Annotated in this window: 21 protein-coding genes; 6 read left to right on the top strand and 15 right to left on the bottom strand. The window is 53.6% G+C overall.

The features are described 5' to 3' along the window. Positions 1-9: 9 nt before the first annotated feature. Genes AC0XWG_RS18550 through AC0XWG_RS18540 form a run of 3 tightly spaced genes read right to left on the bottom strand, consistent with a single transcriptional unit; the run spans position 10 to position 2,720 of the window. Positions 10-1,005 (bottom strand): DUF2891 domain-containing protein, encoded by a 996-nt coding sequence (locus tag AC0XWG_RS18550; RefSeq protein ID WP_128347691.1) that lies wholly within the window; start codon positions 1,003-1,005, stop codon positions 10-12. 9 nt (positions 1,006-1,014) lie between these two features. Beyond that, positions 1,015-2,001, bottom strand: coding sequence for a DUF979 domain-containing protein (locus AC0XWG_RS18545; RefSeq protein ID WP_028018965.1), 987 nt, complete (start codon positions 1,999-2,001; stop codon positions 1,015-1,017). Beyond that, positions 1,998-2,720: a DUF969 domain-containing protein gene (locus tag AC0XWG_RS18540; protein ID WP_008501655.1), complete on the bottom strand. Its 723-nt coding sequence runs from the start codon at positions 2,718-2,720 to the stop codon at positions 1,998-2,000. Before AC0XWG_RS18540 ends, AC0XWG_RS18545 begins: the two co-directional genes overlap by 4 nt. A 201-nt stretch (positions 2,721-2,921) precedes the next feature. Here AC0XWG_RS18540 and AC0XWG_RS18535 point away from each other — a divergent pair, with 201 nt between their 5' ends. The 5 genes from AC0XWG_RS18535 to AC0XWG_RS18515 all read left to right on the top strand — a co-directional run bounded on the left by AC0XWG_RS18535 (position 2,922) and on the right by AC0XWG_RS18515 (position 7,096). Next, positions 2,922-3,467, top strand: a complete 546-nt coding sequence (locus AC0XWG_RS18535) for a winged helix DNA-binding protein (protein ID WP_128347690.1) — start codon at positions 2,922-2,924, stop codon at positions 3,465-3,467. A 94-nt stretch (positions 3,468-3,561) separates the two neighbouring features. Continuing rightward, positions 3,562-4,305 carry a 5'-nucleotidase, lipoprotein e(P4) family gene (locus tag AC0XWG_RS18530; protein ID WP_416233448.1) on the top strand — a complete coding sequence of 248 codons (744 nt, stop codon included), beginning with the start codon at positions 3,562-3,564 and terminating at the stop codon, positions 4,303-4,305. A gap of 121 nt (positions 4,306-4,426) precedes the next feature. Further along, the gene (locus AC0XWG_RS18525) at positions 4,427-5,413 is read left to right on the top strand and encodes an MBL fold metallo-hydrolase (protein WP_128347688.1); all 987 of its coding nucleotides are present in this window, start codon (positions 4,427-4,429) and stop codon (positions 5,411-5,413) included. Between the two features lie 95 nt (positions 5,414-5,508). After that, the gene (locus tag AC0XWG_RS18520; protein WP_028018961.1) at positions 5,509-5,796 is read left to right on the top strand and encodes a VF530 family protein; all 288 of its coding nucleotides are present in this window, start codon (positions 5,509-5,511) and stop codon (positions 5,794-5,796) included. Positions 5,797-5,803: 7 nt separating this feature from the next. Next, on the top strand, positions 5,804-7,096 hold the full coding sequence (locus tag AC0XWG_RS18515; protein WP_475680898.1) for a glycoside hydrolase family 10-like protein: 1,293 nt from the start codon (positions 5,804-5,806) through the stop codon (positions 7,094-7,096). Between the two features lie 41 nt (positions 7,097-7,137). Here the strand turns inward: AC0XWG_RS18515 and dsbG are convergent, their stop codons facing one another. The 10 genes from dsbG to AC0XWG_RS18465 form a co-directional block, all read right to left on the bottom strand. Further along, entirely contained in the window at positions 7,138-7,896 is a 759-nt protein-coding gene (gene dsbG / locus AC0XWG_RS18510) for a thiol:disulfide interchange protein DsbG (protein WP_475680897.1), read from the bottom strand. Between the two features lie 43 nt (positions 7,897-7,939). Further along, positions 7,940-8,551: a DsbA family protein gene (locus tag AC0XWG_RS18505; protein WP_129325115.1), complete on the bottom strand. Its 612-nt coding sequence runs from the start codon at positions 8,549-8,551 to the stop codon at positions 7,940-7,942. Between the two features lie 7 nt (positions 8,552-8,558). Then, positions 8,559-10,580: a protein-disulfide reductase DsbD family protein gene (locus AC0XWG_RS18500; protein ID WP_475680896.1), complete on the bottom strand. Its 2,022-nt coding sequence runs from the start codon at positions 10,578-10,580 to the stop codon at positions 8,559-8,561. A gap of 47 nt (positions 10,581-10,627) precedes the next feature. Next, complete coding sequence (locus AC0XWG_RS18495) at positions 10,628-10,999, bottom strand: hypothetical protein (RefSeq protein WP_049007666.1); 372 nt, start codon at positions 10,997-10,999, stop codon at positions 10,628-10,630. An 87-nt stretch (positions 11,000-11,086) separates the two neighbouring features. Next, positions 11,087-11,647, bottom strand: coding sequence for an RNA polymerase sigma factor (locus tag AC0XWG_RS18490; RefSeq protein ID WP_134708220.1), 561 nt, complete (start codon positions 11,645-11,647; stop codon positions 11,087-11,089). Positions 11,648-11,652: 5 nt separating this feature from the next. After that, the gene (locus AC0XWG_RS18485; protein ID WP_475680895.1) at positions 11,653-12,072 is read right to left on the bottom strand and encodes a hypothetical protein; all 420 of its coding nucleotides are present in this window, start codon (positions 12,070-12,072) and stop codon (positions 11,653-11,655) included. Between the two features lie 219 nt (positions 12,073-12,291). Then, a complete protein-coding gene (locus AC0XWG_RS18480; RefSeq protein WP_475680894.1) occupies positions 12,292-13,008 on the bottom strand; it encodes a T6SS immunity protein Tli3 family protein in 717 nt (238 codons plus the stop codon). 72 nt (positions 13,009-13,080) lie between these two features. Then, positions 13,081-13,794 carry a T6SS immunity protein Tli3 family protein gene (locus AC0XWG_RS18475; RefSeq protein ID WP_475681120.1) on the bottom strand — a complete coding sequence of 238 codons (714 nt, stop codon included), beginning with the start codon at positions 13,792-13,794 and terminating at the stop codon, positions 13,081-13,083. After that, the gene (locus AC0XWG_RS18470; RefSeq protein ID WP_475680893.1) at positions 13,794-16,073 is read right to left on the bottom strand and encodes a T6SS effector phospholipase Tle3 domain-containing protein; all 2,280 of its coding nucleotides are present in this window, start codon (positions 16,071-16,073) and stop codon (positions 13,794-13,796) included. Before AC0XWG_RS18470 ends, AC0XWG_RS18475 begins: the two co-directional genes overlap by 1 nt. Beyond that, entirely contained in the window at positions 16,066-18,633 is a 2,568-nt protein-coding gene (locus AC0XWG_RS18465; protein WP_475680892.1) for a type VI secretion system Vgr family protein, read from the bottom strand. Before AC0XWG_RS18465 ends, AC0XWG_RS18470 begins: the two co-directional genes overlap by 8 nt. Positions 18,634-18,800: 167 nt before the next feature. Between AC0XWG_RS18465 and AC0XWG_RS18460 the strand changes: the two genes are divergently transcribed. Further along, positions 18,801-19,076 carry a PAAR domain-containing protein gene (locus AC0XWG_RS18460; RefSeq protein ID WP_475680891.1) on the top strand — a complete coding sequence of 92 codons (276 nt, stop codon included), beginning with the start codon at positions 18,801-18,803 and terminating at the stop codon, positions 19,074-19,076. Between the two features lie 68 nt (positions 19,077-19,144). Here the strand turns inward: AC0XWG_RS18460 and AC0XWG_RS18455 are convergent, their stop codons facing one another. Further along, positions 19,145-20,695 (bottom strand): methyl-accepting chemotaxis protein, encoded by a 1,551-nt coding sequence (locus AC0XWG_RS18455; RefSeq protein ID WP_475680890.1) that lies wholly within the window; start codon positions 20,693-20,695, stop codon positions 19,145-19,147. Positions 20,696-20,784: 89 nt separating this feature from the next. Then, a complete protein-coding gene (locus AC0XWG_RS18450; protein WP_028018952.1) occupies positions 20,785-21,801 on the bottom strand; it encodes a LacI family DNA-binding transcriptional regulator in 1,017 nt (338 codons plus the stop codon). Positions 21,802-21,808: the final 7 nt, after the last annotated feature.

Genomic DNA, 21,808 nt, shown 5'->3' with positions numbered 1-21,808 from the left:
CACCTACGTTTATTCCAGAGCGAGCAACGCAAAGCTCGCCAGCCAGTGTCCGCCGCTGTAGTGGCTACCCACCACATGCTCTACGCTTGCGGCAAGATGTTTTGTCACGGCATCACGCAATGCCTGCTGCGCCGGATGGTTTGCCGGCAATGCTTTGGCAATATGCTTCATACACCAGGCACGGCTCAGGTTTAATCCGTCCAGATGAGCAATTTTCGGGTCGGTTCGGTCACTCACTTCCGCCGGGTTCATCAGTGCCGCAATCGACCCCACCTCCGGCAGAAACGCGTCAAACCACGCCGGGAAGTCCTCTGACACCTTGCTCATCAGTAACGCTTCGGTCAATGCACCGGAAATATACTCATCACCGCCGGGTTCGTAGTGGGCCGGATAGCACGTGTCGGCAAGATAAAACCGCTCCGCCGCCGTCAGAATAGCCTGCTCAAGCGCGCTATCTTCCACTACCCGGGCGTAATCAAGCGCCAGGGCGAGCGCAAACGCCGTGTTGTAGTGCGTCCCGACGCGGATCGGATAGGTGAGCTTGTTCAGGTAATCTACCAGCCTGTCGCGAATGTCCAGCGTTAAGGGTTGGAGTGTCTGATACCAGCCTGCGGCCTGAGGCAACGACGACTGTTTCAGTTCCTGGGCCAGCGCCAGCAGCCAGCCGTAACCATACGGCCGCTCAAACGACGCGCGGAACGGTGCTGTGAAATAGTCCAGCTCCTTCGCCACGTTCTCTTCAGTCAGGTGCTCAGCGAAGAGCGCGACAATCTCCTCTCTGCACGGCAATTCTGGATAAAGACGCACGCAGCGCAGCAGCAGCCAGTAGCCGTGCACCGCCGAATGCCAGTCAAAACAGCCGTAGAAAATCGGGTGCAATTCGCGAGGTGGCAGAACATCTCCATCATCATTCAGCAGGTGCATAATGTGGTTCGGATATTCCTGGCGCAAATAGGTCAATGGCATGCGGGCAAACGCGTCAGCCTGATGTTGCGTTAATTCCATAACAGCTCCTTAGCGAAACACGAGGAAATACATTAAGAACACGTTCACCACCAGCAGGGTTAACGCGGTTGGGATCTGGATCTTGATCACCTGATATTTGTCTTTCAACTCCAGCAGCGCGGCGGGAACGATATTGAAATTCGCCGCCATCGGCGTCATTAGCGTGCCGCAATAGCCCGCGTACATGCCAATCGCCAGCAGCGGCGCCGGGTTGCCGTGATGCACGTTGATCAGGAACGGTAAGGCGATGCCGGCACTCAGCACCGGGAAGGCCGCAAACGCGTTACCCATGATCATGGTGAACAGCGCCATACCCACGCAGTAGATGACCACCAGCATGAAGCGGCTATCCGGGTTAACGAACAGGCTGACCACCTTCTGCACTGAATCACCGGTATTGGCCGCCACGAACACGCCGCCGAGCATGGCCAGCATTTGCGGCAGGATCACCGCCCAGCCGATGGTATCAACAAGACGACGGGACTGACGAACCGCATGCAGCGGCGTGCCTTTGGTCAGCCACCAGCCTGTGAGGATCGCCGCGACACAAGCCACGCAAAGTGCCGCCAGGGTGAGTTGTTTCTGATCGAGCAGGAACACACCGCCTACAGAAACCCCTTTCAGGAATAACGTCCCGAGAACCGTCACCACCGGGATCATCAGTGCGGGCAGGAACAGCCAGTTTTTGAGCCGGTTTGACGAGGCAACCCGCTCTTCATCGGAGGCCATTTTATAGTGCCCTTTCCCGACCAGCCCAAAACCCGCCAGCAGCGCGATAACGATAACGCCGCCGCCAATAATCCGGTAGGCCAGCGATTTACCGAGCTCCTGCACCATCAGGTCGCCAAACAGGAAGATCCCGCCGAATAAAAACCAGAACAGCGCAGTGGTAAAACGCTTAGGATTGGCGCGATCGCGCAGGGTCATCACAACCAGCAGCATCACGACAAAGCCAATCAGGTAGTACACGCGGTTAATGGTAATAAGCGTCATCATTGCGCGGCCTCCTGCGTTCCCTGCTCCGCGCGCCAGGCCATCACGTCGCGACGGATGCTGGCATCCAGGCGCAGGAGGCGCGTCATATGAATAATCAATGCCGCAATGGCGGTCGGGATGGCCCACAGACCAATATGGAGCGGTTCAATGCCCTGAATGCCATTCTCTTTCAGGAACGCGTCAATCAGCAGCACCGCGCCAAAGGCAATAAAGATGTCTTCCCCAAAGAAGACCGCGATGTTGTCACACGCGGCGGCATGGGCTTTGATTTTGTCGCGAATGTGCTGCGGCAGCTCGCCATATTCGTTCAGCGCCGCCCCTTCGGCCATCGGTGCCAGCAGCGGGCGCACCGTCTGCGCATGACCGCCCAGCGACATCAGACCCAGTGCAGCCGTACCCTCACGGGCGACAAAATAAAGCATGAGAATACGCGCCGAGGTCGCGCTGGCGATCTTCGCCACCCAGGCCTGAGCGCGTTCTTTAAGTCCGTAGTACTCCAGCAAACCGATAACGGGCAGGATCAGAATGAAGGTAGCCAGCGATCGGCTATTCACAAACTTCTCGCCGAAGGTTTCCAGCAGCATACCGAAATCCATGCCGACCAGCAGACCCGTCGCCAGCCCCGCCACCACAACCACCAGTAGCGGGTTGAAGCGCAGTGCAAAACCAATAACCACGATCGGTATCCCGATCAGCGGTAACAGCGTAGTACCGTCCATAAACGTTTACCCTATCGAAAGTGAGCGTTGCGCGCCGACGGCTATTTTTTTAATTTGCGGCGAGCGATGTTGTGTTTTGTTGGCAGACTTCGCAAAACCTGCGCTAAAAAGCTATATCTGAACCTCAAAAACATGTAAACAAATTATCAATAAAATGTTCTTATTTTATCGACGAGTTTACATTTCTGGCTAAGGACCCTTATGACCACCAAAAAGAGTACTTCAACACCTCGCGACGATATCAATGATGGCCGTATCGTCTCCTCCCATCATCTGGTGTCTGCGCGTTGTGCAGAATTATCGGAACTGGAGTACGCATTAATCATGACCAGCAATGCGTTTAACAAATGGATGGTGCGCTGTATGGCCGCAGCTGGTGAGCCTGATATGGGGGCGTTTGATGTCTCACTGCTGCATCATGTGAATCACCGCAACCGCAAGAAAAAGCTGGCCGATATCTGCTTCGTCCTCAACGTGGAAGATACCCACGTAGTGACCTATGCCCTGAAAAAGCTGGTCAAAGCAGGCTACGTGACGAGCGAGAAAGCGGGTAAAGAGCTCTTCTTCTCCACAACGGAGGAAGGTAAAGCGTTATGTATGAAATACCGTGATGTACGGGAAGCGTGTCTTATCAATATTCAGGCAGAAAGTGGCATTTCAGGGGCATCAATTGGAGAAACCGCACAACTGTTACGCACGATAGCATCACTGTATGACACTGCGGCCCGGGCGGCAGCCTCACTGTAAGTTGAGTTGCCACATAAGGTTCATTTTTCTGTCATTGAACTCCATTACGCTTGCGGGATTTTAACAAGATGTTGAGGAAAGAAGTGTGAATTCAATGGCTAAGGTATTACTGCTGGCATTACCCGTATTCAGTACAACGGCAATGGCGGCTAACCGTGACCTGTGTGAACCCAAAGCGTATGAAATGGCCCTGCGCTATCAGCAGAAATCGGCCGAGATTATGGCGCTTCAGATGCAGACGTATCGGTTTGCTACTGAACGTTTCAATGAAAAATTAAAAGATCTGAAAACGCCAGAGAATTACGCCGTCGTCATGGATCTGGATGAAACTGTCCTTGATAACACCCCTTTACTGGTGCGCGATACGGAACAGTGTCACGATTTTACCCAATGGGACACCTGGAGTGACTGGGAGAAACAGGGAAAACCGGGTTTGATCCCTGGCGCGAAAGCCTTTCTTGACCACGTGAATCAAAGCAAAGTCCGTATTTATTATGTTTCGGATCGTATGCAGGAAAACAAAGCCGACACGCTCAATACGTTAAAATCTCTGGGACTTCCACAGGTTACAGACGAGAGCGTACTTCTGGATACGGTCAGCAAAGAAGAGCGTCGCCAGAGTATCCTCAAAAAACAGCAGATCGTGATGCTGTTCGGCGACAGCCTGCCGGATTTCGCCGTGCAATTTAAAAACAAAAAACCGAGCGAGCAGCAACGTGAGCTGGTTGAGGCCAGCGCTGAACACTTCGGCAATGACTGGATTGTGCTGCCTAATGCCGCTTATGGCTCCTGGTCAAAAGCCACGCCGGACAGCTGGAACGCACCGCTGAAAAAATAACGTCTTACGGGCCGGGAATGGTGTCTGCACCACCCGGCTATTATGCTGGCTCCTGTCATTATTAGGTAGGTTCTTCTATTTTTACGGAGAAGTAAGATGAGCGCTTTCAAAGGAGACTCTTATGCTTACCGTGAAAAAACTTGCTCTGTCCACGCTGATATCCAGTGCATTACTTCTCTACCCTTCATTACAGGTTTTGGCAAATACGCCTCAGCACGTTGTTGAACAACCAGCTGGCGGATACCGCGTTCAGGTCGGCGATATTATCGTCACTTCGTTTACAGACGGGAGCGTCGCTCAGGATCTGCATAAATTACTGCGCCGGACAACGCCGCAAAAGATTGATGCTTTGCTCGCGAAAAATTTCCAGACCAACCCGGCTGAAGTGTCCATTAACGCTTTCCTGATTGCGATGCCCGGACACAAAATCCTGGTGGATACCGGTTCAGGCCAGCTCTTTGGCCCCGGTAACGGTGGACGTCTGATTGAGAGCCTTGCCACGCAGGGGGTTAAGCCGCAGGACATTACCGAAATCCTGCTCACTCACGTCCATTCCGATCATGCTGGCGGCCTGGTGAAAGACGGTAAGCCGGTGTTCAGCAATGCGCGCGTTTTCGTTGGAAAACCGGAAATCGACTTCTTCTTTAACGAAGACAATCAGAAAAAAACGGGTTACGGGCAGAACTACTTTGACGTCGCGCAGAAAACGTTAAAACCTTACCTTGATGCCGGTAAAGTGGTGCCTTTTAGCGGCACTTCTGAGATCCTGCCGGGCATTACCGGCACGGTTCATCCCGGCCATACCCCGGGTTCGGCATTCTATACCCTGGAAAGTAAAGGCGAGAAGATCACCTTCGTGGGAGACATCATTCATGCCGCGGCGGTCCAGTTCCCGCAGCCCGACGTGACCATCACCTACGATGAAGATCAGAACAAAGCGGCACGCGTGCGCGAAGAGGCGTTTGCGGGCTTTGTGAGAAATAAAGACCTGGTTGCCGCGCCCCATCTACCGTTCCCGGGTATCGGCTATGTCACCAAAGGCGAAAACGGCGGCTATGGGTGGGTGCCTGTCACCTATACCAACCGGGACGCCAGCCGTGCGGAATAAGCATCAGCGCGGGATGTCATTGCCGCTTCCCGTGCTTTCTTGTACCCTTTCACCGGTTAACCCAACCCCATTAAAATTGAGACATCCGGACGCTTATGACTGCACACATTTCTAACGATCCTTTGCATGGCGTAACGCTGGAGATGATGGTCAACGCCCTTGTGGCGAAATATGGCTGGAACGAGTTGGGCGACCGAATCAAAATTAACTGTTTCAGAAAAGATCCCAGCGTTAAATCGAGCCTGAAATTTTTGCGCCGTACCCCGTGGGCGCGCGCGGAAGTCGAAGCCCTGTATCTGGACTCCCTCAACGATGAAGGACGCGCAGAACAGGAAACGCCCGCCTTTAATCCCTGGGCTAACAGTCGGATTATCAAGAGCTAATACGCAAATGACGCGACATGTAAAACGGATTGGTGCGCTGGCTGGCTGCGCGCTTTTACTTGTGAGTTGCTCCTCAAAACCACCGAAATCACTGGTTACCCCTCTTCCCACCGTCAGTACACCGACGCAGCAGTCCAACGAGCCGATGCGCGGGATCTGGCTGGCGACCGTCTCCCGCCTCGACTGGCCACCGGTGGCATCAGTGAATGGCCGCAGCGCTGACCAACGCATCGCGATGCAAAAGCAGGCACTGACCAGCAAGCTCGACAATCTTAAGCGGCTAGGAATTAACACCGTGTTTTTCCAGGTGAAACCGGACAGCACGGCACTCTGGTCGTCAAAAATTTTACCGTGGTCAGATATGCTGACGGGCAATATCGGTGAATATCCAGGTTACGATCCACTGCAGTTTATGCTGGATGAAGCGCACAAGCGCGGCATGAAGGTGCATGCCTGGTTCAACCCATACCGCGTGTCGACCAACACCAAACCCTCGACCATCGCCGCCCTGAACCGGACGTCATATCAGACCCCGTCCAGCGTCTATGTCCAGCACCCGGAGTGGGTACGCATTTCTGGCGATCGTTTCGTACTCGACCCGGGCATTCCGGAAGTGCGCGACTGGATCACCCGAGTGGTCACCGAAGTGGTGGCAAACTACCCGATAGACGGCGTGCAGTTTGATGATTACTTTTATGCTGAATCACCCGGTTCGGCGCTCAATGACGGGAAGACTTACCGGCAGTACGGCCAGGGATTTGCCTCAAAAGCCGACTGGCGCAGGCACAACACGCAGCAGCTGATCGTGCAGGTTTCCCGCGCGGTTAAACAGACAAAACCCGGTATCGAGTTTGGCGTCAGCCCGGCTGGCGTGTGGCGTAACCGTTCATTTGACCCGGCAGGCTCGGACACACGCGGCGCTGCAGCCTATGATGAATCCTACGCCGATACGCGTCAGTGGGTGCAGCAAGGCCTGCTGGACTACATCGCCCCGCAGATTTACTGGCCTTTCTCCCGGGATGCTGCGCGCTACGACGTGCTGACCAAATGGTGGGCCGACGTCGTTAAGCCGACCCACACTCGCCTGTATATCGGCATTGCGTTCTATAAAGTGGGTGAACCGTCGAAAAATGAACCGGACTGGATGGTTCAGGGTGGCGTGCCGGAGCTGAAAAAACAGCTCGATTTGAACGATTCTCTACCCAACGTAAATGGTACGATCCTGTTCAGGGAAGATTACCTGAACCAGCCGCAGACCCAGCAGGCGGTTAACTACCTGAAAGGTCGCTGGGGTAGCTAAGTGAAGAGCAGGCAGAAACACCCCGTTTCTGCCTGTTTTTTTTATGGCTTCGGCCCGAACATTGCCTCAAGCTGTTTTTCATCCGGCATACCCACCACCTGCTGAAGCTCATTTTCCGCATTCAGATAATAAATGGCTGGCGTGGCGTTAGCGCCCAGAGCGTCCATTAACGCCTGGTGTTTCTGCAGTATTTCAACGGTTTCACGGGATGCGCTGCCTTCCGGTTTGGGCAATTTTTTACCGCCAGATAATTCGTAATCACGCCAGGCCGAGACCGGATCTTTCGCATTTAGTATAGCGGCGGCATTACGTCCGCTGTTGGGGTTGAGAAACGCCACCAGCAGCGTATTGAGCTGAACGTTACCGGCCTTCACCCACGGTTGCGCCTCTGACCAGAACTGTTTGCAGTACGGGCAGAACGGATCGGCAAAGACGAAGATTTTACGCGGAGCGTTCTCCGCCCCTTCCTTCAGGGGATGCGCCGCGTTAAGCTTTTTCCACATTTCGCGTCCCATTGGGGCATAGATCTCTTTCTGGAAATAACCTTCGCTGAGGTTTTTTCCTTTGTCATCGTACAGATACCCCGAGATCACGTGCTTGCCGTCCGGCGTTAAAAAGAGCGTCACGCCCATATCCTGATACTGTCCAAGCCAGGCTGGCGCGCCGCCAGGTGCATCCAGTTTCTTAATGATTTTAATGTCCTGCTGCTCGCTAAAGTGTTTTACCACATCCGGTATGGCTTCAGCCGCCTGCGCCAGCCCTGAAGATACCAGCGCCGAAAGTAACAGTAATTTATTCATTTCCCTCTCCGGTTTATCGGGGGCATCAAGCCCCCCTTTCAGGTTAGCGGTTTTTCAGTGCGTCACTGACCATTTCATCGAACTGTTCAAACGGCACCCAGCCGGGAAGCAATCCTTCACCGATGAGCGTGGCGGGTGTTCCCTGAATCCCCATTTTCTCTGCAACGATCAGGCTGCGCTTAATCGTCATCAGGCTCTCCTCATCTGGCGTCGTGACACTCACCCCCGCCCGTTTTTGCGCCTCCTGAATGCTGGCGTCATCGTGGTACCCCTTTCTCGCCATCAGGGTATGGTTCAATTTCATAAACTGCTCCGGATGCGCGCGCCAGAGCGTTAAGGCATCACGCGCTGCGGTCAGCGAACTTTCCGAGCGGAAAGGCAAAAACTTAAAGACCACTGCGACATCCGGGTATTTTTCGACAATTTTCTCCAGGTACGGGTCGAATTTTTTGCAGTACGGGCAGTTGTAGTCCGTAAAGACCACAAGCGTCAGTTTTGGGTTTTTCGCGCCGATGCGCGGGGAGTTCGGATCGTTAAACAGGAAATCAGAGATCATCTTCTGCGCACGTTGTTCCTGTTCCGGCGTCAGGGGTGTTGCCGCCATCACCTGAACAGAGGCCAGAAGTAGCAGCAGCGTAATAAGGATTTTTTTCATAAAACGGTTAGCCTTTTGCGTTGTTCAGGGTGGTGACAAGGGTGCGCTTATCCAGCAGCGGCGAGAGGATCTCCCCGTCCGGGATACCGGGGCCATACACCTCATTAAACGGAATGGCGTAGCGATTTCGCTTCTCAAGAAACGCAGCGATAAGCGCGGAAGGCTGGCTCCAGTCTCCGCGCAGGGCCACCACGTCCGGCTGACTCAGTGCGGCAATGATTTCCGGCTGATTCAGTACCCGATGCTCGTTAACCTTACAGGTTACGCACCAGTCGGCAGAGATATCCACAAACGCCCGTTTCCCCTGCGCAAGCGCCATCTGGATGGCCTCTTCACTTAGCGGCTGCCACGGGATCGTCTGCTCCACACTTTGCGTTGCGAGAACAGGTGATGCGTTAAGCAACCCGCGCAGTTGGTATCCACCAAATACCGACAGGGAGATCACGACCAGCCAGAACAGTGGCGAGGACCTTTGCCCCTTCAATGCAAAAAGCGCCAGTGCGACAACAATCAGCACCAGCATCGCGATCTGATCAATCGTATCACCCAGATGCAGGTTCAACAGCGTCGCCAGCCAGAGGCTGGAGGCCAGCATCATCAGGCCCAGGATCACCTTAAGCGTGTTCATCCAGCGGCCGGGTTTCGGCAGCAGCATGGCCGTTTTGGGCACCAGGGCGACGAACAGCCACGGCAAACTCATTCCCACGCCGAGCATCAGGAAAATAAGCCACAGGGTCTGCAGCGGTGCTCCGAGGGCAAACGCCACGGCAGTACCGAGGAATGGTGCGGAGCACGGCGTGGCCAACAGCGTGGCGAACATCCCTTCACAGAAACTGCCGCCCAGCCCCGCGCCGCCTGTTGCGGCCAGGCGTCCTGCGGTGGCAGAAGGCAGCAGCATCTCAAACACCCCAAACAGATTCAGCGCGAAGAGGAAAGTCACGGCGACCATCAGGCCGATAAACCACGGGTTCTGGAACTGAATACCCCAGCCCAGCGATGCCCCGGTCAGCTTAAGCGCAGTCACCATCGCGGCAAGCAGCATAAAGGAGGTGAGGATCCCGGCGCTGGTTGCCAGAAAACGCAGCCTGATCGTTCGTTTGTTCGAGCCCGCATGCAGGATACTGTTGAGCTTCATGCCCATCACCGGCAATACGCAGGGCATCAGGTTCAGGATCAGCCCACCCAACAGCGCAAAGAGCATCATTTTGCCCGTGCCGGGCGCTGCGGACGCAGCAGGCGTTGCTCCAACCGTCATTACGGTTTGCTGGGCTTTACTGCCATTGGTCAACACAAACGACAGAGCTTTACCTTCCAGCGAGGTGGGCTTATCTCCCCACTCATCGGTGACGGGAACGGTCACCCGAAGCTGATGGCCGTCGTGCTTAATGACGGGTTCTCCCGGAAGAATATCCCCCTCCAGCGGGTCAAAATAGATCCCCGGATTGTCCCACTTTCCTTCCGTTGTCCCTGTAATGACCAGATTGCCGTCCGCCAGCCAGGCGGTGAGGTCAGATGAAACGCCCGACGAGCCGGGAATAGAGCGCATCGCATGGTCAAAAGCGTCACGAAAACCTGCATCGACCGGCTGGGTAAAATCAAGATGCAGCGGGTAGTCCGTCAGCAGGCAGACATTACTGCACGTGGAGAGCGTCAGCGTTCCGTCGACCGCGTCTCCCTTCACCCCGTCGAGGACAATCGGGATCGTGACCTTGTCGTGATATCCCTGCGTGGTCATGCCGGAGATATCGAAACGCGAAGGCACTGGCCAGGACCAGCTGTCCGTTACGCCTTCCGGCCAGCTGATTTTCGGCGCGACACCGCCCTCGCCCGGCGCACGCCAGTAGGTTTTCCAGCCGGGCTTTAGCTCGACGGTGAGCAAGCCCTGAATGCGGTTTTGATCTCTTTCCGCCTGAAAGCGGATACGCGCGTGATCGTTTTGTGGGGAGACCTGCCAGCCAGTGTCTGCCGCATGGGTAATACCGATGCAGGACAGCCACAGGAAGACGAACCCCCTGAAAAGGTTAAACATGTTTTACTCCGTGAATAGTGAAAATTATCGTGTGGTGACGATGTTTTTCATTCACGGAAAACGCAGTTTTTAAGATGTATTCGGGGAGGCGGCGCCTGAACGGGTTGTTCTCTGGAAACAAATACCCGCCCCTGCGTAAACAGCTGCAGGAGGGCAAAGAAGATAATAATGGCCGGTAGCGCACCGTCGAAGAACAGCGGCTGCGCGCAGAGAAGCGAGTGTGCGCCCAGTTGACAAGGTGACGGGCCGGGCTGTTCAGTGTTGCTGTTTTGAGCTGGGGCGTCAGCTATCTGGGAAGTTTGCGGATCCAGTCCCTGTAAAAAATGGTTGAGATACACCGCACGCTGCACGAGACAAAGTGCCATCGCGAGACAGGTGACGATCAAAAGCCATTTTCCGAGAAGCTGACGGTTGCGCATAACATTCCAGAGTAACAAGACGCCCCGATCATAAACGATAGTGATGAATCTACAAGTGCCGGAAGTGTAAGGTTTTGTCTGTCGCCGCTATTCACCGGTCAGCGCGTCATAAACATCCCGCAGCCGCGTACGCAGAAACAACACCGCCTTGTGCTTACGGGATAACAGCGCCTGCTCGCTGGCACCCGTCTCCTCTGCCAGCATTTTAATGCTGTAGCCGTGAAGCTCGGTCTTTTCGAATACCTCCCGCTGCGGCGGTGGAAGTTCAGACAACGCCTGTTCCAGTTCTTCCCACAACAGCGTTTTGAGATACTCCTCTTCCGGTGTCTGCGGCACACCGAACAGGGTTTCGGCCAGCTCGTCTTCCGGAAAACCGTCTTCATCGTCGCCCGTAAAATAGCCGGAGAGCGAAACCTCGCGTTTTTTCCGCGACCGGTCAGTCATCTCATTACGCGCCGCGCGGAACAGCCACGCAGCAACGTTCTCGACTGGCTGTTGCACTTTCATCAGCTGATACGTGACTTCCTGCAAAATGTCGTCGGCATCATCACGGACGGACGTGCGCCCGCGTATGAAGGCTTTCAGCCTGGCGCGACAGGCATTGAGCGCCGACATCAGCATGGTTCCGCCCGCCTCCCCGGCTTTCATTTCGCTCACTCTGCTTCCGGCGTTTTTGGCGCGTTGTCATCGCGCTTATCGTCACGATGGCCGTGCCAGCCGCAGTGACCGCGCCCGTGGCGACCAAACCCTTCGCGACGCTGCTGAATAAACGCCTCGCGCTGTTCGGGGGTCATGTTCATCCAGCGCTCGTGCATCCGGCGGTGTGCACCAAACATCCCGGGACGGAAACCCAGCCCGCCAAACAGAATGCGGCTCAGCACCAGTATGCCCAGCGCCTGCCAGAACCCGATGGCTTTCACGCCGAGGATCGCCGGAAGCAAGGCGTTCCACAGGGACATTACCAGCAGGCCGAGTGCAACGAAGATCACTGCGCCGATGACTAAACCCTTGCCCATACGGTGGCGACCGAATCCGCGTCCGTGACCTCTTTCGTGCATATCAAAATCTCTCATGGTGTGTACCTCGTTTACAGTAACTGATTATGGCTTGTGATGAGGTAGACGAATGAGGGAGGGAAATATTGCTGGGGTGAATGTAAAATTCTTTGTGCTGACGGATTTGAATACATAGCGCTCACTGCTGGCGGGAGCTATCTCAGTACGGTCAATCTTCCGGCATGGCAGATTATCCTGATCGGATAGCAATCGGCAGGTTTGCCCGAATCAGGGCGCTCATTGCTTAAGCCCTTTATCCGGGTTGCACTGCATATGATCCCAGCCTTTATAATTTCTGACTTCAGGTACGCGAGTCGGCAAGTTTTGCCAGTTAGCTAACTCAGAAGCTGTTAGGTATTTAAGAGACTTCGGTGGAAGGTACGATAGCCCCCAGGCTGCACCAGCAAAACCCGGTCGAAGGTGATGTTTGTCACCGTCTTCATCGACATAATCAACGCCGGAGCCTCCGGGTAAAATCCGAGGGTCATCGAAGGGTTTTGAACTCATGTAAAGATTGCCCTGACGAGTAAGCAAAAAACCCTGATCGTTAACAACCGTAAACGAGAGCATATTTTCTCTGGATGGACTTTTTGAGCCATCCGGTTCGACCGTATGAAAGCCGGTGTTAAATGGCGCAACTTGCCAGGTTTCACCGTAATCTTTTGAAACAAGGAAGGCATCAGTTTCCCATCCGGGAATGGCAATATAACGCTCAGAGGGATGCACGTACTTGTCAGCAAACGCCCGGTAAAACTGGCTGGCGACTTCAGATCGGATACCGCGCACCGGGTCAACGTAGTACAACGCGCCCTGGCAGTTCCAGCCCTTCAGTTCCAGGTAACGATGATCGTCAAACCGGTAAATCACCTGCGTCAGCGCGTCCTGTGACTGTGTGCATCCCGCCATCAGCATCAGCCCGGCCAACATTGCATGGGCAACTCCTTTATTCATCATCCGATTTTCCTTCTCGGTTCAGTGGGTATTGTGCTGAATCCTTCAACGGGAGGCTTGCCCGAATCAGAGTGCTCATTGCTTAAGCCCTTTATCCGGGTTGCACTGCATATGATCCCAGCCTTTATAATTTCTGACTTCAGGTACGTGAGTCGGCAAGTTTTGCCAGTTAGCTAACTCAGAAGCTGTTAGATATTTAAGAGACTTCGGTGGAAGGTACGATAGCCCCCAGGCTGCACCAGCAAAACCCGGTCGAAGGTGATGTTTATCGCCATCTTCATCGACATAATCAACGCCGGTGCCCCCGGGTAAAATTCGCGGATCATCGAAGGGTTTTGAACTCATGTAAAGATTCCCCTGTCGAGTAAGCAAAAATCCCTGATCGTTAACGACCGTGAACGAGAGCATATTTTCTCTGCCTGGTCTGGTTGTTCCATCGGGTTCAACGCTATGCGTAGCCGGGGAGAATGGTGCTGACTGCCAGGTTTTACCGCAATCTTTTGAAACTGCAAAGGCATCAGTATCCCAGGACGGAATGGCAATATAACGCTCGGAGGGATGCACATACTTGTTCGCAAATGCCCGGTAAAACTGGCTGGAAACCTCTGAGCGTATACCGCGCTGCGGGTCAACGTAGAATAATGCCCCCTCACAGTTCCATCCCTTCAACTCCAGGTAACGATGATCATCAAACCGGTAAATCACCTGCGTCGGCGCGTCCTGTGACTGTGTGCATCCCGCCATCAGCATCAGCCAGGCCAACGTTGCATGGGCAACTCCTTTATTCATCATTCGACTTTCCTTCTCGGCTCAGAGGGTACGGTGTTAAAACCTTCAACGGGAGGCATCGGCCATTGCAGATTTGCCACTTCACGGTTATGGACTTCCGGGTAGCGAGCGGGGATCACACGGGTTGCATTCATAAACTGGTTCACTACACCAAACTCGCCGGTAGGCAAGACTGAACCTGGCTTGTTCATGAATTTTTTGGTGGTTTCAGAAGGTAGTTCGCCTGATCTGTAGTATTTCGATGCATCACGATCATCTGACCAATCGCTGCGCCAGTCGGCAATACGCAGTAATTTCTTCCAGAATGCACCATGCTCAAAATCAAACGATTTGCACGGACCGATAGCCATGTCATAGGCCATCGCCAGTTCCGGTACTTTAGGTGACATAACGATGGACGAATGCTGACTGAACATCACATCGTCTGAAGAACTGAATAGCTTGTGCAGTTCGGCTTCGGTCAAATTCCGGCGTACAACGATTTTTTTGTTGGCATCGTTAACACCGGTGATTTCACCGCTGACGATATCGATATTGTGCCAATACTCAAGCGTGTTGATTTCGCTTTTCGTCAGGACATGGCCGGGCCGTAGATGTTTGAACGGTTCAAACGGAGGGCAGTCGAAAACTTCCTCCTTAGTACGCCGGGAGTTGCTGGTTGCTCCCACTTTGGCGTTATACGAAACCATAACGTCATTCCCCCCTACAGGTGCTTTGTAGGCGTTATCTTTGTCCGTACTGGTATCGAGAGGGTTTAGTTGCCCCATGAGAGTGAAAATAAACGGCTCAGGCAGGGCTTCACCGTTTGGAACCACATCGCTGTAGTCCCAGCTTGCGTTCGTCAATGTGGAATAAGCGAAATCACCTTTCCCCACAGCAGGCTTACGGAACGGTTTTCCATCTGGCGCATGACCAACACTACTGTTCTGGAAAAAAACGCGCTGGCGTAAATTGGGGATGGTGTCGGCCAGCTTTTGTGGAACCCCGCGCCAGCCGAAACCCTGAACAGGAAGCAGTGATACGGTCCCATCATTCGGGCAGAAATAGTTATAAACTTTGCCGAAGTTATTGCGCTGATTTAAAGGTGAATCATACCAGTTACTGCTGAACTCCTTGCGCGGGAGCGCCATCGTGTCGAGCAGCGTTTTTTGATCTGTGGCGGTCATTAGCCCGTCACCGCTGGACGCAAATTTTTCATTCGTCGCCATCAGACGGCAGAAATTCACAAAGGTTTGCTGCCGGGCGGCATCTGTCTGGTGATGACCTGGCTGACCGTTCTCCAGCCAGCGATTTTCGAGCGAATACGGGGAGTGATTGAGGATCACGCAATCAGCCGGAGGCTCCCCCGCCTGCTTAACCAGCATGTTTGCCAACATGGTGATGATGGTTCCCTGGCTATGCGCAACGATATTAATCGTGTCTTTGGCGGTAGGCTTATTTTGGCGAATGGTTAAAATCAGATTTGCCAGCCGTTGTGCTGCATAGAACTGATAAATACGGTGTGGGTTGCTGTATACCGGGTGGGTAAAGTCGCCGCCGTTTGCCAGTTCACTGCGACTCAAAAATCCGACCGCACCAAGCGCTGCGCCCCCTGCTCCCGGGCCAAGCATATCAGGGATGCTGGTCGTGGCATTGGCGAACGTTCCACCTCCCCAGACGCCATTTAGGTCCAGAGTATTGTGAAAGCAGTCCATCGCATACTTACCACCGAATCGCTTCAGGATCGCCGGGTCATTTTCGCGATAAGCATCATACGGTAAGGGGGTTTCTGCGTTATTGCCGCTGTTGCGCATGGCTTCGCGGTACTGCCGCTGGTCATCCTCCCACATTGCCTTATCAACCGGGCGATATCCCCAATAAAACGGGATCACCGGTGAGCGCACGGGAGTATTTGAGCAGACCATTTGCTTTTTCTGTGAGTCAGTACAATCCTCCATTACCCCATCCGCATTACGGATTTTGTAGGTTTTCTCTTCCCACGTATGCGGCCATAAGTCATCGCGACCCAGTCGCTTTTTCAACCCTTCGATGATGCCGCGCTCCTGGTTCTGATAGGCTTCCCCCACGTCATTCACACCATGAACCAGGATCACAATGCCTGGCATTGGACGATGAACAGGGCAGTTCGTGGTGTACATCGGTTTACCGGCATTAACCGGAACACCGATACACTGCTGCGCCAGGAAACGTTTGTTGTGTGCGCCGAAACTTTGCGGATCCTGAGACTCTGGAGCCTCATCAAATGGGTTGGCGTTCTGCGTATCAGATGACTCACTCATACGGTTCCTCCGGGGCTTCTAACTCATGGACTAATTCGAGTGACCAGGTGTCAAGTTCAGACGTGTTAAGTAGCGGTGATTCGCCGTTATCATCGGTGATCCCCTCAATGACTTCGCCCTTTTTATGGAGCCTGAAGCGTTGACCTTTCAGAATATGATCCGGGTCGTCGGGGGCATGTAGCCGGAACTGCTGAGCCAGCTCGCCTTCTGAAAAGGTAGGCTTCAGATGGTCAAGACTTGCTTTCGCCATGTAATCGACGGCGGGTGCTTTTATACGGATGTAATGCGGGGCAATGAACTCCATTTCACCCTTCTTAAGGCGAATGCCTGCACCTCCGCACATCAACAGCAATTCCTCTTGCGCATTCAGGACAATTTTGCCCTGGGAGCTGGTGAGGTTAATGTTCTGATTCGCGACGGCGTTAATTTCCCCCTTCTGTGCAGTCAGCCGAATAGACCCTTTTGCAGCAGTAAACACCATCTCTGCTTTACGGACGAATACGGAGAAGACTTCCCCAGCGGCCAGAGTCATGCGCCGAAAGGCGTTAGCACTCATGTCCTGCCTGGCCGTTGTGGTCATGTTCTCCCCGGCATGGAGCAAGACTGATTTAGGGGATGTGAGAGCTATGCCGGTTTCACCATGAAGAGAGAGCGTGGCATCTTCTGGTTTTGCTACTCGCTGCCGAAGTTCAGTCACCGACGATAGATCGGCGGCTGGCGTATCTGCTATTTCCGAACTGGCCTGAAGCGAACTGGCCAGTTGTAACGCAGATTCAAGCTGCGCTATGGTCGCAGCCATGTCGTTCTGATTGCCTGTTGCTTTTAGTTTCGCCTCTGTGGTGATGTGAAAGCCTTCAGCAGAACGAAGCGAAGCTTGCTTGTCGGTGCGTAACTCAACGCCTTCCCCGCGCCGCTTACCCCTGGCATCGACCAGGTGCCCTAAATTCAGTTGCGACTTGCCGTACTCCGTCGCGACTTTGATGTGCTCACGGTCTTTCTTATCCTCCATCCGAAGTTTGTTATTTCGTGGAGTCCTGATGACGTTGCGTGTGCTGTTGCGGTCAGTAACTAAATCAGGGTTTATTTCATCATGGAAGGCATGGGCAATGAACGGACGTTCCGGGTCGCCATTTTCAAACGCAATGCCAACTTCAGTATTATCCAGCAGGGGAAAATGTATCCCATAGGTATCACCGGCGTACTGCCTCCCTAACCTGACAGGCATACTCTCCAGACCCTTTTTCCATTCAGCCTGGTCAAAGTTAAACTGCACCCGATAACGACCCTGATTATCTATTCGCGAAAGCTGATCGTTAATGCTTATCCCCGACACTCTCGCCGGGATTGTACCTGTGATGATTGGTCGTGGCAGACGTTCAGGGCGATAACACCAGATTTCGCTGAATGGAATCCCTTTAATTTCACTTTGAAAACTGCTCTTGCGTGAACCTGTGGAGCGGATGCTGGTGACAACCATCCCTTCGTCAAAGGCTGCTGGTTTATTGCCGGTGATATCGAAATCGAATCCAGGCACAATAGCGGGATCGTCGGCTACGGCTTCCAGTGTAATCATATTGGTAAGCAGGCACTCATGACGAATTCGGGCATAGTGCCAACTGGTTTCGGCGTGTTGGCCTTTGCCTATCGCGTAACGGTCACCGGATGCCAGATGATTATCCGCGTAGTGATATTCTCCACCGTAAACCAGTTCCGGCTGGCGTGATTTATCGGCCTGTGTTTCGAGTGCTCTGTAATTCCTACTCTCCCGATAGTTGTAGTTACGCACATCGACCGAGCCAGGAACGATGGTATGCCTGGTTGTCATTTTTCGCAGGCTGTAGAAATTACCTACGGTTCCAGCAGGGTTGATTGCTGCGATCTTATGGTTGTGTACATAGTGCGCCCCGGAATCTCCGAACACGATAACAACAATATGGTCATGATCGGGATGTAGCTCAAACCGGAACCATATACCCACTTCAGACAGCAAGCGCTGGATGAACCCCAGATCGCTTTCCTTCCACTGAACAATCATTTCCCGCTGCGGATATTCCCAGTGAAGCAGGTCAAAATTGATTTCATATCCCTCAAAACCATGTTCTTTGAGGATGCGTTTAACCAGTTCTGGTACAGATACATTCTGATAGATAGCGCTGCGATAGCGGGCGTTAAGAAGCGCCAGAGGATGTTCCAGCACAGCTTCGTACAGCGTTTCTTCAACGCTGCTGCTGATTCTGCTGAGTTCAGTTATGACGCCAGGGATTTTACGCAAAGCGACCCATTTTTCACGATCGGGAAAATACTTTGACCATGCAGGGTTGGCGGCTCGAAGAATAAATGACGCTTCTTTCTGGACGATATGAAAGGCTTCAGCGTCGTCAGTGGTGGAGGTGAAACGGATTGTATATCGATACGGGGTACTCAGTGCTTCTTCGCCGGTAAATGATTCCACATCGGCAATCAAGTCTGACCGGCTGATGGTCAGGAGATATTTATTCAGGCTTTCTTCGGGATTGAAAACGACTGGTGAGTGAGAAAACCGTATTTCGCGTCCATTCATAAGCGTCCTTTTACAGTCACATGACCGATCTTTCCGCAATGGCAAATTTGCATTAAGTTCAAAGCAGGTGGCAAACTATACAACCAAAAACCTTTCTCTTTTAATGGGTATTTACATAAATATGCTTCAGCGCAAATTTTTGACATCTCACTCAAGGAGGGATTCGGATGAATCAGCGATTCATTTTAGTGGGTGATACCACGACTCACGGCGGCACAATCGTACAGGGTATTTACACGCACACCGTTGACCGTGCTGCAATGGTAGTTACCGGCCATAAGTTCAATTGCCCTCAATGCGGTAAAGAGGCCACGTTAATTGGATCGAGCCATGTCACTGTTAATGGTCAACGTCGCGTTCTGCATGGAGATAAAACAACTTGTGGGGCAAAGGTGATCAGTCGGTATAAAAGCAGTGTGTCAGAAACGGGAGAGAAAGATTAAGGAAAATCACACGATTTCCGCGCAACATCAGACACAAAAAAGGCTCCCTCAGGAGCCTCTCCCTAAAATCAAGCCTGCACCGGCAAACTAAAACTCGAAATACTTCTCGAAAGCTGCTGCGCCTGCTCTTCCAGCGATGCCGCGGCCGCTGCGGACTGCTGCACCAGCGCGGCGTTCTGCTGGGTTACGCCATCCATCTCGGTTACCGCCTGTCCGACCTGGCTGATCCCACGGCTCTGCTCTTCAGAGGCGACGGAGATCTGCTCCATCAGCGTATTCACTTTATTAACAGAACCAATAATGGAATCGATCACCTCGCCCGAACGGTTCACCAGCTCGGCACCGTTTTTCACGCTGGAAACCGACTGCGCAATCAGGCTCTCGATGTCCTTAGCCGCCACTGCGCTTTTCTGTGCCAGGGTGCGAACTTCACTGGCCACAACCGCGAAACCGCGCCCCTGCGTACCGGCGCGCGCCGCTTCAACTGCCGCATTGAGCGCCAGAATATTGGTCTGGAAGGCGATGCTGTTGATAACGCTGGTAATGTCTTCGATGCGCTTCGAGTTCGCCGCGATGGTATTCATGGTGTCGATGACTTCACGGGTCACCGCTTCACCGGTATGGGCATTTTTCACCGCATCCTGCACCAGTTTTCCGGCCTGATAGACGTTATCGGTATTGTTCGCCACGGTTGCGCTCAGTTCTTCCATGCTGGCCGCCGTCTGGGTTAACGCGGAAGCCTGCTGCTCGGTACGTGACGCCAGGTCAATATTCCCGGAGGCAATCTCTTGCGCTGCGTGGGTCACGGTATGGCTCGCATCGCGCACCTGGGCGATCGTCGCAAGCAGCGCCTGGCGCATCTGCTCCATCGAACTCATAAGATGGTCGATTTCGTTACCGGAGCGTCCCTTCACCGGCACCGGGATGTCCAGCTTGCCTGCCGCAATCTGGCTGCAGTGTTCGCGTACCAGGTTTACCGGGGCAAACACAAATCGCTTCATCAGCAGGCTGACCGCGGCAATCACCACCACAAACAGGCAGGCGATAGCGGCAATCATCACCAGGCCGGAGACGAAGTTGCTGCTCGCATCTTCGTTCAGGCTTTTGGCGTATTTCTGGTGGACGGAAAGCACCTGGTCGAGAACGATCTCGTACTGGCGGTCGAGGCGGGACACGTTCGGGATCAGGGCGTTAAATTTGGCAACATCGTGCGCTTCGGCAGCATTGATCAGCGGTACCAGTCCCTGGTTGCGGTAGTTTTGCCAGGCATCCTGATAGGCACTCACCAGCGGCGCTTCATCCGTCAGACGCGGTGAATCCATAAAGGCAGCAAAGGCGTGGTCCGCTTTGGTCAGCGCCTCTTTCACTGCGGCAAGCTTCGCAGACTCATCTGCCGAGTTGCCCGCTTCCACCATCTTCACATACTCCATCACCCGAACGCGCAGGGTGCGGCTGTGGTTGATGGGGTCAATAATCGACAGCACAACCTGGATCTCTTTGTTCACATTATCCAGGGAATTATTACTTTTAATGATGAGGCCAACGCTGGTGACGGTGCTGACAACAAAAAAGAAAAGCAGTGAGAACAGGACAATCAGGGACGACTTTTTCAACGACATAGACCAATACCTCAAGGAGAATTATTCCTTATGGTTATCGGCGCATCCAAAACTTAAATTAATTAAAGTTATTGATGTATCGGTCAGAGCTATATAGATGACTTATAGCGTCGTTGCAGGGTGGCATCCAGCTTGCGCTGCAAGGGCTGTGGTGTCTCCCCTTCGATCAATTTGCTAATTAAATCAAAGCAGTGCCAGGCCAGCTGGCGGTTATCCTGACGAATGGTATCGACAGGGATCGTCAGCGAATCGTAGAGGTAGTGATCGTCAAAACTGGCTAACCTGATATCGCTTTGCAACAGGTTGTGTTGACCCATGTAGCGCAATACCCCTTCCAGCAGACCGCAGGCGGCGGTGAAAAGCGCTTTCGGCGGACGTCCCAGGCGGGCGCAAAGTTCAGCGAACATCTCGTATCCGGAGCTCGGATGATAGTTGCCGTGAATGATCCACTCCGGGCGCAGCGTTACATTGGCTTCACGCAAACCTTGCTTAAACCCTTCCAGGCGGTCGCGCGTCGGGGAAAGGCGCGGTTGACCGCCGAGGAAGTAAAACTCATCAGGATGCTGACGCGCTATGTCAGCCACCAGTTCCGTCGTCGGGGTAATGGAATCGGTGATCACCAGCGGCAGCGCGCTGTCGTTGATGTGGCGGTCAAAAAGGACAACGGGCAGTTGCTCACTCAGCTTGTGGTAGTCCGCATCGTTAAGCATGCTGGAAGCCACAATCAGCCCGTCCACCTGACGCGCCACCATGTTGTTCACCACTACCGTCTCCTGCCCCGGGTTTTCATCGCTACAGGAGATCAGCAGCTGAACGCCAGCCTCACGGCACAGCGTCTCCAGCTCGTGAGAAAACACGGCAAAACCGTAGTTGGTAATTTCAGGAACCACCAGCCCAATGGTGTGGCTACGGTTATCACGCAGCGACCGGGCATGAATGCTGGGCTGATAGTGGTGCTCTTTGGCAATCGCCAGCACGCGTTCACGCGTCTCTTCCGCTACGCGCAGCTCTTTGCTGCGTCCGTTCAGGACCAGGCTGGCGGTGGCTTTTGATACCCCCGCCAGTTCCGCGATGTCTTTAATGGTGACGCGTTTTGTTTTTCTCACAACGACT

The sequence above is a fragment of the Enterobacter sp. DVT3837 genome (assembly GCF_056238685.1).
This window is presented reverse-complemented; position numbering and strand designations above follow the sequence as displayed.

Coding starts and splice junctions, on each gene's coding strand:
- AC0XWG_RS18465 (WP_475680892.1), bottom strand. CDS start 18,633: ATGAATGGACGCGAAATACGGTTTTCTCACTCACCAGTCGTTTTCAAT.
- AC0XWG_RS18470 (WP_475680893.1), bottom strand. CDS start 16,073: ATGAGTGAGTCATCTGATACGCAGAACGCCAACCCATTTGATGAGGCT.
- AC0XWG_RS18530 (WP_416233448.1), top strand. CDS start 3,562: ATGGCTAAGGTATTACTGCTGGCATTACCCGTATTCAGTACAACGGCA.
- AC0XWG_RS18540 (WP_008501655.1), bottom strand. CDS start 2,720: ATGGACGGTACTACGCTGTTACCGCTGATCGGGATACCGATCGTGGTT.
- AC0XWG_RS18500 (WP_475680896.1), bottom strand. CDS start 10,580: ATGTTTAACCTTTTCAGGGGGTTCGTCTTCCTGTGGCTGTCCTGCATC.
- AC0XWG_RS18495 (WP_049007666.1), bottom strand. CDS start 10,999: ATGCGCAACCGTCAGCTTCTCGGAAAATGGCTTTTGATCGTCACCTGT.
- AC0XWG_RS18475 (WP_475681120.1), bottom strand. CDS start 13,794: ATGAATAAAGGAGTTGCCCATGCAACGTTGGCCTGGCTGATGCTGATG.
- AC0XWG_RS18550 (WP_128347691.1), bottom strand. CDS start 1,005: ATGGAATTAACGCAACATCAGGCTGACGCGTTTGCCCGCATGCCATTG.
- AC0XWG_RS18535 (WP_128347690.1), top strand. CDS start 2,922: ATGACCACCAAAAAGAGTACTTCAACACCTCGCGACGATATCAATGAT.
- dsbG (WP_475680897.1), bottom strand. CDS start 7,896: ATGAATAAATTACTGTTACTTTCGGCGCTGGTATCTTCAGGGCTGGCG.
- AC0XWG_RS18485 (WP_475680895.1), bottom strand. CDS start 12,072: ATGAGAGATTTTGATATGCACGAAAGAGGTCACGGACGCGGATTCGGT.
- AC0XWG_RS18460 (WP_475680891.1), top strand. CDS start 18,801: ATGAATCAGCGATTCATTTTAGTGGGTGATACCACGACTCACGGCGGC.
- AC0XWG_RS18525 (WP_128347688.1), top strand. CDS start 4,427: ATGCTTACCGTGAAAAAACTTGCTCTGTCCACGCTGATATCCAGTGCA.
- AC0XWG_RS18505 (WP_129325115.1), bottom strand. CDS start 8,551: ATGAAAAAAATCCTTATTACGCTGCTGCTACTTCTGGCCTCTGTTCAG.
- AC0XWG_RS18490 (WP_134708220.1), bottom strand. CDS start 11,647: ATGAAAGCCGGGGAGGCGGGCGGAACCATGCTGATGTCGGCGCTCAAT.
- AC0XWG_RS18515 (WP_475680898.1), top strand. CDS start 5,804: ATGACGCGACATGTAAAACGGATTGGTGCGCTGGCTGGCTGCGCGCTT.
- AC0XWG_RS18455 (WP_475680890.1), bottom strand. CDS start 20,695: ATGTCGTTGAAAAAGTCGTCCCTGATTGTCCTGTTCTCACTGCTTTTC.
- AC0XWG_RS18480 (WP_475680894.1), bottom strand. CDS start 13,008: ATGATGAATAAAGGAGTTGCCCATGCAATGTTGGCCGGGCTGATGCTG.
- AC0XWG_RS18545 (WP_028018965.1), bottom strand. CDS start 2,001: ATGATGACGCTTATTACCATTAACCGCGTGTACTACCTGATTGGCTTT.
- AC0XWG_RS18520 (WP_028018961.1), top strand. CDS start 5,509: ATGACTGCACACATTTCTAACGATCCTTTGCATGGCGTAACGCTGGAG.